At 69.8% G+C, this 13,768-nt stretch carries 16 protein-coding genes; 8 read left to right on the top strand and 8 right to left on the bottom strand.

Features of this window, described 5'->3' with window-relative positions:
* Window positions 1-7: 7 nt before the first annotated feature.
* Window positions 8-1,081 carry an HD-GYP domain-containing protein gene (locus ACLBXO_RS26660; protein ID WP_331312303.1) on the bottom strand — a complete coding sequence of 358 codons (1,074 nt, stop codon included), beginning with the start codon at window positions 1,079-1,081 and terminating at the stop codon, window positions 8-10.
* Window positions 1,082-1,104: 23 nt separating this feature from the next.
* A complete protein-coding gene (locus tag ACLBXO_RS26655; protein ID WP_331312304.1) occupies window positions 1,105-1,656 on the bottom strand; it encodes a protein phosphatase CheZ in 552 nt (183 codons plus the stop codon).
* Between the two features lie 422 nt (window positions 1,657-2,078).
* On the opposite strand from ACLBXO_RS26655, the gene ACLBXO_RS26650 reads away from it, so the two are divergent.
* From ACLBXO_RS26650 to ACLBXO_RS26640, 3 genes are read left to right on the top strand one after another with little or no spacing between them, the layout of a single operon-like run.
* Complete coding sequence (locus ACLBXO_RS26650) at window positions 2,079-2,702, top strand: TadE/TadG family type IV pilus assembly protein (protein ID WP_447687284.1); 624 nt, start codon at window positions 2,079-2,081, stop codon at window positions 2,700-2,702.
* Window positions 2,702-3,316, top strand: a complete 615-nt coding sequence (locus ACLBXO_RS26645) for a TadE/TadG family type IV pilus assembly protein (protein WP_447687283.1) — start codon at window positions 2,702-2,704, stop codon at window positions 3,314-3,316. The genes ACLBXO_RS26650 and ACLBXO_RS26645 overlap by 1 nt, the downstream gene beginning before the upstream one ends.
* Window positions 3,316-4,647, top strand: coding sequence for a TadE/TadG family type IV pilus assembly protein (locus ACLBXO_RS26640; protein ID WP_447687282.1), 1,332 nt, complete (start codon window positions 3,316-3,318; stop codon window positions 4,645-4,647). Before ACLBXO_RS26645 ends, ACLBXO_RS26640 begins: the two co-directional genes overlap by 1 nt.
* Before the next feature lie 15 nt (window positions 4,648-4,662).
* Here ACLBXO_RS26640 and ACLBXO_RS26635 read toward each other — a convergent pair whose 3' ends face one another.
* The gene (locus ACLBXO_RS26635; protein WP_447687281.1) at window positions 4,663-5,283 is read right to left on the bottom strand and encodes a helix-turn-helix domain-containing protein; all 621 of its coding nucleotides are present in this window, start codon (window positions 5,281-5,283) and stop codon (window positions 4,663-4,665) included.
* 140 nt (window positions 5,284-5,423) lie between these two features.
* On the opposite strand from ACLBXO_RS26635, the gene ACLBXO_RS26630 reads away from it, so the two are divergent.
* Genes ACLBXO_RS26630 through ACLBXO_RS26615 form a run of 4 tightly spaced genes read left to right on the top strand, consistent with a single transcriptional unit; the run spans window position 5,424 to window position 8,882 of the window.
* On the top strand, window positions 5,424-6,197 hold the full coding sequence (locus tag ACLBXO_RS26630; protein ID WP_447687280.1) for an ABC transporter substrate-binding protein: 774 nt from the start codon (window positions 5,424-5,426) through the stop codon (window positions 6,195-6,197).
* A 5-nt stretch (window positions 6,198-6,202) separates the two neighbouring features.
* Window positions 6,203-6,856 (top strand): amino acid ABC transporter permease, encoded by a 654-nt coding sequence (locus ACLBXO_RS26625; protein WP_447687279.1) that lies wholly within the window; start codon window positions 6,203-6,205, stop codon window positions 6,854-6,856.
* Complete coding sequence (locus tag ACLBXO_RS26620) at window positions 6,853-7,584, top strand: amino acid ABC transporter ATP-binding protein (RefSeq protein WP_447687278.1); 732 nt, start codon at window positions 6,853-6,855, stop codon at window positions 7,582-7,584. Before ACLBXO_RS26625 ends, ACLBXO_RS26620 begins: the two co-directional genes overlap by 4 nt.
* Window positions 7,585-7,592: 8 nt before the next feature.
* Window positions 7,593-8,882, top strand: a complete 1,290-nt coding sequence (locus tag ACLBXO_RS26615; RefSeq protein ID WP_447687277.1) for an NAD(P)/FAD-dependent oxidoreductase — start codon at window positions 7,593-7,595, stop codon at window positions 8,880-8,882.
* A gap of 16 nt (window positions 8,883-8,898) precedes the next feature.
* Here the strand turns inward: ACLBXO_RS26615 and ACLBXO_RS26610 are convergent, their stop codons facing one another.
* The 4 genes from ACLBXO_RS26610 to ACLBXO_RS26595 are packed head-to-tail and all read right to left on the bottom strand — an operon-like array spanning window position 8,899 to window position 12,222.
* Entirely contained in the window at window positions 8,899-10,068 is a 1,170-nt protein-coding gene (locus ACLBXO_RS26610; protein WP_447687276.1) for an MFS transporter, read from the bottom strand.
* Window positions 10,069-10,102: 34 nt separating this feature from the next.
* On the bottom strand, window positions 10,103-11,398 hold the full coding sequence (locus tag ACLBXO_RS26605) for an arsenic transporter (protein ID WP_447687275.1): 1,296 nt from the start codon (window positions 11,396-11,398) through the stop codon (window positions 10,103-10,105).
* A 34-nt stretch (window positions 11,399-11,432) separates the two neighbouring features.
* On the bottom strand, window positions 11,433-11,870 hold the full coding sequence (arsC, locus tag ACLBXO_RS26600; RefSeq protein WP_331312315.1) for an arsenate reductase (glutaredoxin): 438 nt from the start codon (window positions 11,868-11,870) through the stop codon (window positions 11,433-11,435).
* On the bottom strand, window positions 11,863-12,222 hold the full coding sequence (locus ACLBXO_RS26595) for an ArsR/SmtB family transcription factor (RefSeq protein WP_331312316.1): 360 nt from the start codon (window positions 12,220-12,222) through the stop codon (window positions 11,863-11,865). Before ACLBXO_RS26595 ends, arsC begins: the two co-directional genes overlap by 8 nt.
* Before the next feature lie 50 nt (window positions 12,223-12,272).
* On the opposite strand from ACLBXO_RS26595, the gene arsH reads away from it, so the two are divergent.
* On the top strand, window positions 12,273-13,040 hold the full coding sequence (arsH, locus tag ACLBXO_RS26590) for an arsenical resistance protein ArsH (protein ID WP_331312317.1): 768 nt from the start codon (window positions 12,273-12,275) through the stop codon (window positions 13,038-13,040).
* Between the two features lie 49 nt (window positions 13,041-13,089).
* Here arsH and ACLBXO_RS26585 read toward each other — a convergent pair whose 3' ends face one another.
* A complete protein-coding gene (locus ACLBXO_RS26585) occupies window positions 13,090-13,407 on the bottom strand; it encodes a hypothetical protein (protein ID WP_331302552.1) in 318 nt (105 codons plus the stop codon).
* Window positions 13,408-13,768: the final 361 nt, after the last annotated feature.

Genomic DNA, 13,768 nt, shown 5'->3' with positions numbered 1-13,768 from the left:
GACGCCCTCAGGCGGCGTCGAGGGCGTGGGGCGCGAAGGCGGCGACGACCGGCCGGAAGGCGCCGACGATCGCCGGGTCGAGCCGCCCCGCCATGCCCTCCAGGATCGCGTAGGCCGCCGCGCTCGCCATGGGCGGCTTGTAGGGCCTCTGCTCGATCAGCGCCGCGTGGATGTCGCAGACGGTGACCAAGCGGACGAGGTCGGGGATCTCGTCGCCCTTGAGGCGGTCGGGATAGCCCGACCCGTCCAGCATCTCGTGGTGGGACCGGACGACGTGCAGCATCTGCTGCTCGAAGCCCTGATCGACGAGCATCGTGTAGCCCTTCTCCGGATGCAACCGCATCACGGCCAGTTCGGCGTCGTCGAGCCGCCCCGGCTTGTTGAGGATCGCGGCCGGGATGTGGATCTTGCCGACGTCGTGCAGCAGGGCCGCCTTGGTCACGCGGTGGCGCTCCTGCTCGCCGAGGCCGAGGCTGGCCGCGAAGGCCGCCGCCAACCCGGCGACGAGGAGGCAGTGCTGGTGCGTGGCGTCGTCGAACTGGCGCACCGCCCGGACCCAGTCGCGGATCCCGGTATCCCGGATCGCGAGATCGATGGCCTGGGTCCCGTTGTCGATGACGCCGGGCGTGATCGGCTGATCGGGTACGAAGACGGAGGCGTAGAAGCCGCGGACCGCCGCGGCCGTCCGCACGGCGCAGGCCGGCAGGGGCTCGTCGTCGAAGAGGGCGAGCGCGGGGGCGCGCGGCGCCCCGAGCGTCTCCCGCAGGCGGTCCGTGTCGAAGGGCGCGCAGAGCGTGTGCGTCGCGCCGAGGGCGACGCCGACCAGCCGGGTCCGCGGGCTGTCGGTGTGGAGCAGGACGGTCAGCGGGACGCCGTGCCGGACCTCCGCCAGACGGCGGCGCAGGCGCTCGACGGATGCCGATCCCAGGTCGTGGACGTCGGTGACGATCGCGGTGGCGTTGCCGAGGGGCGCCTCCGCGTCGCGCAGGTCGTGGACTTCGCAGGACAGGCCATCGGACAGATCCTGCGCCAGACCCTGGCTGCGTGCGGGATCGTCCGTGATGAGGAGGATCTGGCCCATCGGCACGCCTTCCGGACCGTGCGTTACGGGAACATCGCGTCGACCGTGTCCTGCGAGACCGAGGCGTCACCGGGCAGAACCGGACCGTTGAGCAGCGCCGCCTCCCCGCTGCGCCGGTCGGGCTGCGGGTCCGGCCGCGTCGGCGCCTCGCCGGTCCCCGACCAGACGCGCAGCATCTCGCCGATCCGCTCCTCGACGAGGACGATCGTGCGCACGACCTTCGAGATCCGCTGGCCGGTCAGGTCCTGGAAATTGCAGGCCTCGAAGATGGTCTGCATCTCAATCTGAATGGCCCGGGCGTCGGCCCGATTGGCGTCGTCGCCCGAGCGTCGCACGATGCCCCGCGCGAGCGTGTCGACCTTCTCCGAAGCGGTCAGGATCGCGTTGGTGGCGTCTTCGGTACCCTGCACGACGGCGTGGAGCTCGTCGCAGGCGCGACTCGTCTCCTGTTCCTGCCGGAGATCGGCGATCTCCTGGCGCGTCCGCGCGATCGAATCGGAGATCGACAGGAGCTGGGTCCGCAGGAGCCCGACACCCTCTTCGATGGAGACAACGTCCGGTAGAGCACGGGCCATGAGCGGGGATCGCCACGCGGTTCATATTGACCGGCGAAAATATCGACGATCTCTTAAGCCGCGCTTAATGCGACTTATCCCGGTGCGGATCTGCGTCGGTCCGTACGGTAAAGATTGTAGAATGCGCTATATCTACGTTAATCCATGACCAAAGCGCGCCGTGCGATGGCGTGGTCTTGGCGGCCGCACCGTCGACGAGTCGCGGGGCGCTTCGTTTCTCGGCGGCCCGCCGGATCGCGGTAGACGACCTCCGGAAGAGTGGCTCTGCCGCATTTTCAACTGTTGGTTGACGCTATCAGACTAGATCACGATTCCTCGACAGGTCTGGTGGCTGGACCGGTCGACTTTGAGCAGTGATGCGCGGAGAAAAGTAAGCTTTTGATGGTCTCTCAAGCTCGGTGGTTCCAATTTCGAGCTGGGATGTGAGTACGGCAATCCGAGCGGCATCGCGCTGGCTCGACCTGCGGGGGCGGGCCGCGCGGTTCGCGTCCGCGCGCGGGGGGGCGACGGCCGTCGAGTTCGCCTTGGTGGCCCTGCCGTTCTTCGCCCTGGTCGGGGCCTGCCTCGAGAACGGGATCGTCTTCTGGGAGCAGGAGATCCTCCAGCAGGCGGTGTCCGATGCCAGCCGGCAGATCTACACGGGCGCCTTCCAGACGACGAACGCGGGCACGACCGACACCGCCACGCTGATGAGCCGCTTCCGGACGGCGATCTGCACACAACCGAACGGTGCCCCCAGGGTCACCATCTTCACCTGCGCCAACGTCCGGGTCAGCGTCACGAAGGTCGCGGATTACGGTTCTGCCAACCCGATCTCGCCGGTCGCCACCAACGCCAGCGGCGCGAGCGACTGGAACCCGAATTTCGCCGGCTATTCCTGCGCCGGCACCTCCGCCATCGTGGTCGTGCAGGCCGCGGTGGACATTCCGGTCTTCTTCCCGCTGCTCGGTGCGGCCGTGGCCAACCTGCCGAACAGTCGGCGGGTGCTCCAGGCCGCGACGGTGTTCAAGGTGGAGCCGTACACCGCCCCGTCGGGGTGCTCCTGATGAGCGGCCTGCTGCTCCGCCTGCGCCGCTATCGCCGCGACGAGCGCGGGATCGCGGCCGTCGAGTTCGCGCTCGTCCTGCCTCTGCTCATCGTCCTGTATTTCGGGACGGCCGAGCTGACGCGCGTCGTCGACGCGACCCGCAAGCTGACCTTGTTCGCGCGCACGCTGGGCGATCTGTCCGGGCGTATGGACAATGCTCTGGCCACGCAGGACGGGATGACGAAGATCGCCGGCGCGGCGACCGCGATCCTGCGCCCGCTGGACGCGTCCGGCCTCCAGATCGTCGTCAACGCGATGGGCGTGGAATCGGTCAACGGGACGCTCAAAGGCTTCGTCTGTTCCAGCTGGCCCAAGAACGCGATGCAGCGCCCGGCCAACCAGGCGAACGGGAGCAACGGACTGCCCGCGACGCCGGCGGCCTATCAGTTCGACGGCGCCCGCTACATCCTGGCGGAAGTCACGATGCCCTACACCCCGATCATCGGGAGCGCCCTGTACCGCTGGATCTTCGGCGGCCGCGGATTGACCTTCACGCGGCAGGTCCCGTGGTCGGAACGCACACCCAACGAAATCGTCATGCCGGGCGGCGTCGCCTGCCCGGTCTACAACTGATGCGCGAGGGAAGGCCCGTGTCGGTGTTCCGTATCCGGTGGAAGCGCGTCCTCGAGCTGACCGCGACGGCGTTCCCGCGCGCGCGCTCCGGTCAGGTCGCGGTGACGTTCGCGCTCGTGACGCTCCCGGTCATGTTCGCCACGGCGGCGGCGGTCGATTACGGACGCCGCAACGCCGCGAAGACCCAGCTCGACACCGCCCTCGACGGCGCCGTGCTCGCCGTGATGTCGCAGAAGACCAACACGATCCCGACGACGACCTTGCAGAACATGGAGACCCAGTTCCGCGCGGAGGCCGCCAAGGTCCCGGGGGTCACGGTGACCTCGTTCACGCCCGGGGCGCCGGTCAACACCTCGAAGACGCTGAGCCTGACGGCGAGCTACACGGCGACGGTCAAGACGAGCCTGGCGTCGATGATGCAGATCCCTGCCATGCCCGTCAGCGGCACGTCGTCGGCCACCCGCAATACCTCGCAGTACATCAACTATTATCTGCTGCTCGACAATTCGCCGTCCATGGGGCTCGCGGCGACCGATGCCGACGTGAGCAACATGAAGCGCGCGACCAACGGGTGCGCGTTCGCCTGCCACCAGCACACGTTCGACAGCAGGGGTAACATCACGGGCGACAACCAGAATGACAATTATCACATCGCCCTGCGGTACAACATCAAGTTGCGCATTCAGGTCTTGCGGGATGCTGTCTCCGCGCTCGTCGATCAGGCCAACGTCAGCATGCTGCTGCCTCAGCAATTCCAGATGGAGATGTGGACCTTCAACGACTCGGCGACGCAGACGAAGCTTCAGGCGATGACGCCGACGCTGAACAACATCAAGAATGCTACCCCGAACATCGATATCGCCTACGCCTACTACAATCAGTCCGACAATCAGACGGATTTCGAGCGGGCCATCGCGAAGATGAACACGACCATCCCGGCCAGCGGCGATGGGCTGACCCCGGACAAGCCGATCCGCTTCCTGTTCCTCGTCACGGACGGCGTCGAGGATACCGCGGGCAGCGTCACCAATCAGAGCGCGGGTTTCCAGTACCAGAGTGACCGCTTCATCGGTCCACTGAGCCCGTCGACATGCACGAATCTCAAGAATAAGAACGTGAAGATCGGCATTATCTACACGCAGTACCTGCCGATCTACGACAATGATTTCTACAATCGATACGTGAGGCCCTACGAGTCGCAGATCGGGCCGGCGCTGCAGGCCTGCGCGTCCGACGGCATGTATTTCCCGGTCTCCACGAACGGCGACATCACCGCCGCCATGCTGAAGCTTTTCAGCACCACGCTCGCGAGCGTGCGGCTGAGCAACTGAGACGCTGCCCCGGTCTCAGGTCGTCGGCGGCGGCGACCCGAGGACGTTGACCCACAGGACGACGGTCTGGCCGCGTGGATCGGGATTGCTGAACCGGTGCGGCCGCCGGCTCTCGAAGCGGAAGCTGTCGCCCTCCGCGAGCTGAAGGGTGCGCGTCTCGACCACCAGCGTGAGCCGTCCCGCGAGGACGAGGCCGGCCTCCTCCCCGTCGTGGCTGAACAGCTCGTCGCCGGTGCTCGCCCCGGCCTTCAGCACCATGTGGAACAGGCTCATCCCCTGCGTGCCGCCGGGCGGGGTCAGGAGCTGCTTGGTGATGCCGGCCCGCCAGAGCTGGAGTTCCGGCCGGTCCTTCCGGAACACCACGATCGGGTCGGGCTCGGGCGCGTCCGGCCCGGATTCGAAGAGGCCGCCGATCCCGATCTGCAGCGTGTCGGCGAGCAGCGCGAGGACCCGCAGGGACGGCGACGACAGGCCCCTCTCGACCTGGCTGATGAAGCCGATCGACAGACCCGTGCTCGACGCCACCGCCTCCAGCGAGAGCCCGCGCGCGCGCCGCAGGCCGCGCAGGCGCTGACCCACGGCCCGGTCGACCGGTTCCGGACCCGTTGCCTCGCCTCGGGGGATGCTCACCGTCACGCCAGCCTGCCTCTCGTGCGCCTCTTCATGCACGTGAAGGTCGCTTGCGTCGATAGCAAAAACATGCGGTATTCTTCACGAGAGTGAAAACGGGCGCCGGCTGCCGCCGTGTGACCCGGCCACTGCGCGGGAGCGGCACCATGAGAAGACGGTTGGCCAAGCTGTGTCTGTCGTCGGCGCTGCTCCTCGGCGTCCTCGGCACCGCCGTCGGCGCGCAGCCCCTGAGGGTGGGCTCGACGCCGACCGGTCTGCCCTTCACCTTCCTCGATACCAAGACGAACACCATTCAGGGCGTGATGGTCGACCTCGTCAACGCGGTCAGCAAGGAGGCGGGCTTCACGGTCGCGGTCGAGCCGCTGCAATTCTCGACGCTGATCCCGGCGCTCACGGCCTCGAAGATCGACATCATCGCGGCGGCGATGTTCATCACGCCGCAGCGCAAGGAGGTCGTGTCGTTCTCGGCGCCGGTCTACAGCTACGGCGAGGGCCTGATCGTCCCGAAGACCGACACGAAGGATTACACGTCCTTCGCCGACCTGAAGGGTGAGACCGTGGGGGCCCAGGTCGGCACCGCCTTCGTCGAGCCCCTGAAGAAGTCGGGCCTGTTCAACGAGGTGAAGATCTACGACGCGATCCCCGATATCATCCGCGACGTGAATTCCGGACGCCTGAAGGCCGGCTTCGCCGACGCGCCGATCCTCGCCTACTACGTGAAGCAGGGGCTGTTTCCCGGTGTCCGCCTGGTCGAGACCTTCAAGCCGACCGTTGTCGCCTCGGTGGGCCTCAGCGTCCGCAAGACCGACACCGAGCTGCTGGCCAAGATCGACACGGCGCTCGCCAAGCTGAAGGCCGACGGGACGCTCCAGGCGATCCTGACGAAGTGGGGCCTGCCGCCGTCGGCCGACCGGTCCTGACCTTCATGCGCGAGTTCCTCGCCGACGCCCAGGACTACCTGCCGATCCTGCTTCAGGGGGTGCAGCTCACCATCCTGATCACCGTCGCGTCCCTGGTGGTCTCGACGCTCCTCGGGCTGGTCTGGGCGGTGATGCGGGTCTCCGGCATCGCGGTCCTGGCGGGCTTCAGCGCGGTGATGATCAACATCCTGCGCGGCATCCCGATCATCGTGCAGCTGTTCTACATCTACTTCGTGATGCCCGATTTCGGCCTGTCGCTCACCGCGGTCCAGGCGGCGATCATCGGGCTCGGCATCGCCTACTCGGCCTATCAGGCCGAGAACTTCCGCGCCGGCATCGAGGCCGTGGATCGCGGACAGGTCGAGGCGGCGCTGTCGATCGGCATGGGCTGGGGCATGACCATGCGGCGGGTGATCCTGCCGCAGGCGATCCGGATCGCGCTGCCGCCCTACGGCAACATCATGATCATGATGCTCAAGGATTCGTCGCAGGCCTCGACCATCACGGTCGCCGAGCTGGCGCTCCAGGGGAAATTGATCGCGTCGTCGACCTTCAAGAACACCAGCGTCTACACGCTGGTGGCGCTGATGTACCTCGCGCTCAGCCTGCCGCTGATCCTGCTGGTCCGCCACTTCGAGGCGAAGGCGCGGCACCGATGATCGTGCTGGAGGACGTCCGCAAGCATTACGGCGCGCTGGAGGTGATCAAGGGCGTCTCGGCCGAGGTCACCAAGGGCGAGGTCGTCTGCATCATCGGACCCTCGGGTTCCGGCAAGTCGACCCTCCTGCGCTGCATCAACGGGCTCGAGGCCTACGACGGCGGCGAGATCCGGGTCGACGGGCAGCGGGTCGACCGGGACAAGCGCGGCATCAAGGCGATCCGCACCCGGGTCTCCATGGTCTTCCAGCGCTTCAACCTGTTCGCCAACCGGACCGCCCTGGAGAACGTCGTCGAGGGGCCGATCCACGTGAAGGGCGAGCCCCGGCGCGAGGCCGAGGAGCGGGCGCGCGCCCTGCTCGCCCGGGTCGGGCTCTCCGGCAAGGAGCACGCCCGGCCGAACGAGCTCTCCGGCGGGCAGCAGCAGCGCGTCGCGATCGCCCGGGCGCTCGCCATGCGGCCGGAGGCGATCCTGTTCGACGAGCCGACCTCGGCCCTCGATCCCGAACTGGTCGGCGACGTGCTGAAGGTCATGCGCGCCCTCGCCGACGAGGGCATGACGATGATCGTGGTCACCCACGAGATCGGCTTCGCCCGCGAGGTCGCCGACCGGGTCCTGTTCCTCGACGGCGGCCGACTCGTCGAGCAGGGGCCCGCCGCCGAGGTCCTCAACCGGCCGCAGAATCCGCGTACCCGGGACTTCCTGCAGCGCGTGCTGCACCCGCTCTAGGACACGCCGTGGCTGAACCGTTCCCGCTCGCACCCTCGCTCTGGGCCACGACGGCGGCGCCCGCGCCGGAGACGCCGCCCCTCGCCCGCTCCGGCCTGGCCGAGGTGGTGATCGTCGGCGGCGGGTTCTGCGGCCTGTCCACCGCCCTGCACCTCGCCGAGCGCGGCATCCGGCCCGTCGTGCTCGAGGCGCAGGAGGTCGGCTACGGCGGGTCCGGCCGCAACGGCGGCCAGGTCATCCCGGGCCTGAAATACGATCCCGCCGACCTCGTCGCCCGGTTCGGCCGGGAGCGCGGCGAGCGGCTCGCGCGCTTCGCCGGCGGGACCGCCGACGTCGTGTTCGACCTCATCGCCCGGCACGGGATGGACGTGCCGCATTCCCGCGCCGGCTGGATCCAGGGCGCCCACACCGAGGCCGGGCTCGCCGAGGTCGCCAAGCGGGCGGCCCAGTGGGCGGATCTCGGCGCCCCGACCCGCGTCCTCGACCGGGCCGAGACCGAGCAGCTCCTCGGGACCGACCGCTATCTGGGCGGCTGGCTCGACGGCCGCGGCGGGGCGATCCAGCCCCTGAGCTACGCCCGCGGCCTCGCCCGGGCCGCCCTGAAGGCCGGCGCCGTGATCCACGGCGGATCGCCGGTCACCGCCCTCGAACGGACCGGATCGGGCTGGACCGTCACCACGGCCCAGGGCGAGCGGGTGACGACCGGCCGGGTCGTGCTGTGCACCAACGGCTACACGGGCCCGCTCTGGCCCGACCTCGCCCGGACGGTGATCGCGGCGAACTCCTTCCAGGTCGCCACGGTGCCGCTCACCGACAACCTGCGGCGGTCGATCCTGCCCGAAGGCCACGTCTCGTCGGACACGCGCAAGCTCCTGCTCTACTTCCGCCTCGACCATACCGGGCGCCTTTTGATGGGCGGCCGCGGGCCGTTCCGGGAGCCGCGCAGTCCCGCCGACTGGGCCCATCTCGAGCGGATCGTCGCCAAGCTCTTCCCCCAGCTCGACGGGATCGCCTTCGACCATCGCTGGTGCGGCCGGGTCGCGATCACCCGGGACTACCTGCCCCACCTCCACGAGCCGGCGCCCGGGCTCCTCATCGATATCGGCTGCCAGGGACGCGGCGTCGGCCTCCAGTCGGCCATGGGCCGGGCGATGGCGGCCTACATCGCCACGGGCGATGCCGACAGCCTGCCCCTGCCGCTGACGCCGATCGAGCCGCTGCCGCTCCACGGGCTGAACCGGCTGTACGTCTCGGCGATCGTCGCGTGGTACCGCCTGCGCGACGGCGGCATCCGCTGACGGGGCCTGCGCGCCGTCACCGCGCGTGCCACAGAGCCCCGATGAGGCCCAGGGCGGCGAGCGCCAGGGCGAGGAGCAGCCACCACAGGGCACCCAGCCCGGCATGGGTGAACACCAGGGCGCCCGCCGGCGGCGCGATGGCCTGGGCGGCCAGCGCCGGACGGGCGAGCCGGCCGACCACGAGCGGGTAGCGCACCGGGCCGAACAGGGCGAGCGGCACCGTCCCGCGGGCGATGGAGTAGATCCCGTTGCCGCCCGCGTAGAGCACCAGCCAGAGCGCCACCCCCGGCAGCCCGGCCGCCAGCAGCCACAGCCCGAGGGCGATCAGGCCGAAGGCGGCCGTCAAGGTCCAGAGCGGGTGGTGCCGGCCCTTCAGGGAGATCTCGGCGACGCGGGCGCTCACCTGCGCGGGCCCGATCAGCGCCCCGTACGCGACGGCGGCGGCGAGCGGCACGCCGCGCGCCTGGAGCAGGGTGAGCAGGTGGACCGACACCTGGGACATGATCGCGCCGCCGAGGACCAGCACCCCCGCGAATAGCAGGAAGGCCCGGCGCTCCCGGGCCGACAGGGGGGCGGGGCCCGATTCCTGCGGACCGTCGGCGACGGCGAGCGCCGGCGCGTGCGGGATCATCGCGAGGATCAGCGGCAGCGTCACCGCGAGGTGCAGGCCGGCATAGGTGAGGCAGGCGCCCCGCCAGCCGACATGGGCCACCAGGAAGGCCGAGAGGGGCCAGCACACGGTGCTGGCGAAGCCGCCCCAGAGGGTCAGGGTGGTGATGGCCGGCCGCGCGGTCGCGCCGTACAGCCGGCCGAGGGTCGCGAAGGCCGGGTCGTACAGGCCGCACCCCATGCCGGCGCCGAGGATCAGCCAGCCGGCGAGGTAGACCGGCAGGACCGGCGCCGCCGCCACCACGGTCAGCCCGGCGGCGAGGAGCAGCGCCGCGAGGGCGAGGACCGGGCGACCGCCGCGCCGGTGGATCGCGGCTCCGACATGCGGCGAGGCGAGCGCGGCGACGAGCAGGCCGAAGGCCAGCCCTCCGACCACCCAGGCGAGCGGCCATCCGGTACTCTCCGCGATGGGGGCGGCCATCACTGCCGGCAGGTAGAACGACGATCCCCAGGCCAGGATCTCGACGACGCCGAGGGCGGCGATCACCGGCCAGCGGCGGGTGGCGGCCGCGGCCATGGTCTCGGTCCGACCTCCGGAGGCCATGCCCGACCTAGAGCGGGCCGAGCAGCGGCAGCCAGGTCGCCAGCGCCAGCAGGGTGATCAGGAGCACCGGCGGCGTGATGATCAGGCCCACCTTCACGTACTGGCCCCAGGTGATGGTCTGCCCCTTGGAGGCGAGGACGTGCAGCCAGAGCAGGGTCGCGAGGCTGCCGATCGGCGTGAATTTGGGGCCGAGATCGCAGCCGATGACGTTGGCGTAGATCATCAGCTCCCGGATGAGGGGCGACAGGTCCGGAGCCTGCTGGATGGCGAGGGCGCCGATCAGCACGCTCGGCATGTTGTTCATGACCGACGACAGGATGGCGGCCGCGAAACCGGTCCCGAGGGTGGCGATCCAGGGTCCTCGGCCCGCGAGCCAGGTCAGGCCCTGCGCCAGCTCCCGGGTCAGGCCGGCGTTCCGCAGGCCGTAGACCACGAGGTACATGCCGAGGCTGAACAGGACGATCTGCCAGGGAGCGCCGACGAGCACCCGGCGGATGCCGATGACGCCGCCCCGGTGCGCCACGAGCAGGAGGAATGCCGCACCGGCACAGGTCACGACAGACACCGGCACGCCCAGGGGCGCCGTGATGAAGTAGGCGAGCAGCAGGACCAGCAGCAGCGGGAACGCCGCGCGGAAGACCAGTCGATCACGGACGGCGCGGGCCGGACTCTCCAGGGCGGCCACCGGGTAGCTCGCGGGGACGCTGCGCCGGAAATAGGCGCCGAGCACCGCCAGCGTCGCCGCGAGGGAGACGAGGTTCACCGGAACCATGACCGCCGCGTATCGATCGAACGTCACGGCGAAGTAGTTGGCCGAGACGATGTTGACCAAGTTGGAGATGATCAGCGGCAGGGAGGTGCTGTCGGCCACGAACCCGCAGGCGATGATGAAGGCCAGGGCCGCCGGCGGTGGGAATTCGAGCCGCTGCAGGATCGCCAGCACGATCGGGGTCAGCAGGAGGGCGGCGCCGTCGTTGGCGAACAATGCCGCGATCGCCGCGCCGAGAAGCACCACCAGGGGGAAGAGGCGCCGGCCGCGGCCCCCACCCCAGCGCGCGACGTGAAGCGCGGCCCAGTGGAAGAACCCCGCCTCGTCGAGGAGCAGCGAGATGATGATGAGGGCGACGAAGGTGAAGGTCGCGTCCCACACGATGTGCCAGACCGCCGGGATATCGCCCATCTGGATCACGCCGGTGGCGAGGGCCGCGGCCGCGCCCGCCAGGGCGCTCCAACCGATCCCCAGCCCGCGCGGCTGCGCGATGACGAGCGCGAGGGTGATCAGGAAGATGGCGAGCGCGAGCATCCGAATCTCGTCGTCCTGCGGTTCGGAGCCCGGTTCAGGCCGTGCCGACGCGGCGGCCGCGCTCGTCGACAACCCGCTCCCCATCCTCCTTGACGAACTCGGCGCGCTGCGGCGGCAGGAGATCCAGGACCGCTTCCGAGGGGCGGCACAGGCGCACGCCCTTCGGCGTGACCACGAGCGGCCGGTTCAGCAGGATCGGATGCGCCGCGACGGCGTCGAGCAGCTGCCCGTCGGTCAGGCCCGGATCGCCGAGGTTCAGCGCGGCGTAGGGCGTGCCCTTCTCGCGGATCACGTCGCGGACCGACAACCCGGCGCGATCGAGGAGCTGCAGCAGCAGCGCGCGGGCCGGCGGCGTCTTGAGATACTCGACGACGTGGGGCTCGATCCCGGCGTTGCGGATCATCGCCAGGGTGTTGCGCGACGTGCCGCAGTCCGGGTTGTGGTAGATCACGACGTCGAACGGCTCAGACATGTGTGCTGTCTCCCGTGGGGCAGAGGCAGGCGGCCAGGGTCTCCGCCGCAGGCGTGCAGATCTCGGCGCGACCCTGGCAGCAATCGCGCATCAGGAACGCGATCAGGTCGGCCAGAACCGAGTAGGCCGCGCTGTAGATGATCGAGCGGCCATCGCGCCGCGACCCGACCAGTCCGGCACGGTTCAGCTCCTTCAGGTGGTGCGAGACCGTCGCGGCCGACACGCCGACCGTATCCGCCAGCGTGCCGGAGGCGAGGCCCTCCGGGCCGGCTCTCACCAGCGCGCGCACCAGGCGCAGCCGGTGCTCCTGCGCCAGGGCCGCGAAGGCCGACAGGGCTTGCGCGTCGTCCATTTCCCCGACAATCTTCAAATGATATTTTGAACGTATGAGAAAGCGTGCCGGTGAGCAAGCCTCCGCCCCCTGCCCCCTCGGTCCGTGACGGCCTGCCGAATCTCAGCGCGGCGCATTTCGCGGTGCCCACCGACTTGTCCGGACAGGAGACCCGGGTCGCGCACGCGCCGCGGTTCCTGATCCTGTACGGGTCCCTCCGCGAACGCTCCTTCAGCCGGTTCCTCGCCTACGAGGCCGCGCGCCTCCTGGAAGCCATGGGCGGCGAGGTCCGCATCTATCACGCCGACGGCCTGCCGCTGCCCGACGACGCGACCGCCGACCATCCGAAGGTGCGGGAGATCCGCGCCCTCTCGGCCTGGTCCGAGGGTCAGGTGTGGGTCTCGCCCGAGCGGCACGGCACCTTGACCGGCGTGATGAAGAGCCAGATCGACTGGCTGCCGCTGTCCGAGGGTAGCCTGCGGCCGACTCAGGGGCGGACTCTCGCCGTGATGCAGGTCTCGGGCGGTTCGCAGAGCTTCAACGCCGTGAACGCCCTGCGCGTCCTCGGCCGCTGGATGCGGATGATCACGATCCCCAACCAGTCCTCGGTGCCGATGGCCTACAGGGAGTTCGACGAGGCCGGCCGCATGAGGCCGGGGCCGCTCTACGATCGGGTCGTGGACGTGTGCGAGGAACTGGTGAAGTTCACGCTGCTGACCCGCGGGCGCGCCGATGCCCTCGTGGACCGCTACAGCGAGCGCAAGGAGCGCGATCCCGATCGGCTCGCCGGCGTGGCGGCCGATATCGGCTTCGCGACGCCGTCGCGACCGGGCGCCTGAGCCGGGCCGGCCGGAGCGCGCCGCCGCGCGGCCCGGTCGAGACCGGTCCCTACTGGAATCGCCGCATCTCCGGCGCCAGCGAGCGTCCCGCCTCGAGCAGGGCGCGGACCTTGCGGGTCGCGTGCTGCAGGATGTCCGGCCGCGCGTCCTCGTAGGACGTCTCCTCGACGAAGCTTCGCAGCGCCTCCGTGATCCGGTCCTCGATCTCGTCCATCAGGGCGAGTCCCTCCGGACCCTCCCGCCGAAGATGCGCGTCCGCGAGCGTCAGGTAGGCAGCGCTCGCTAACAGGAAGGCGATCCCGTTCGCCTCCTGAGCCGCCGCGGAACTCGCGTCGCCGTCCATGCCGTCTGCGACGTCGTCGTCCATCGGCTCACATACTCCCCGTTCGTTGCCCACGCTGTGCCGCTCCCGCCGTATCGCGCCAAGTAGAGAAAAAGGGTCGGTCCCCGTCACCATTCGGGCGACGTCGGGGCCGATCCGGCCTTCCGGTCCCGCGCGGTCGCCGGCCGCCGGACCGGGTTGCCCGCTTCGGGGGCGCGCCTCAGCGGCCCGGATCGGCGCGATCCTGCGCCGCGCGCCGCTCGCGCATCCGGCGGAGTGCCCGGCGCCAGGCATCCACCACCGCCTCGCGTGCGCGGGCGTCGGGATCGCGGCTGGACTCCGCCGGCCGGGCCTTGCCGTCGGACTGCCTCGTACGGGCTCTGGGATCTCGGTTCATGATCGCCTC

Source organism: Methylobacterium sp. C33D (genome assembly GCF_053345825.1).
Note: the sequence above shows the minus strand (reverse complement) of the source record. Positions and strands in the feature narration are given on the sequence as shown.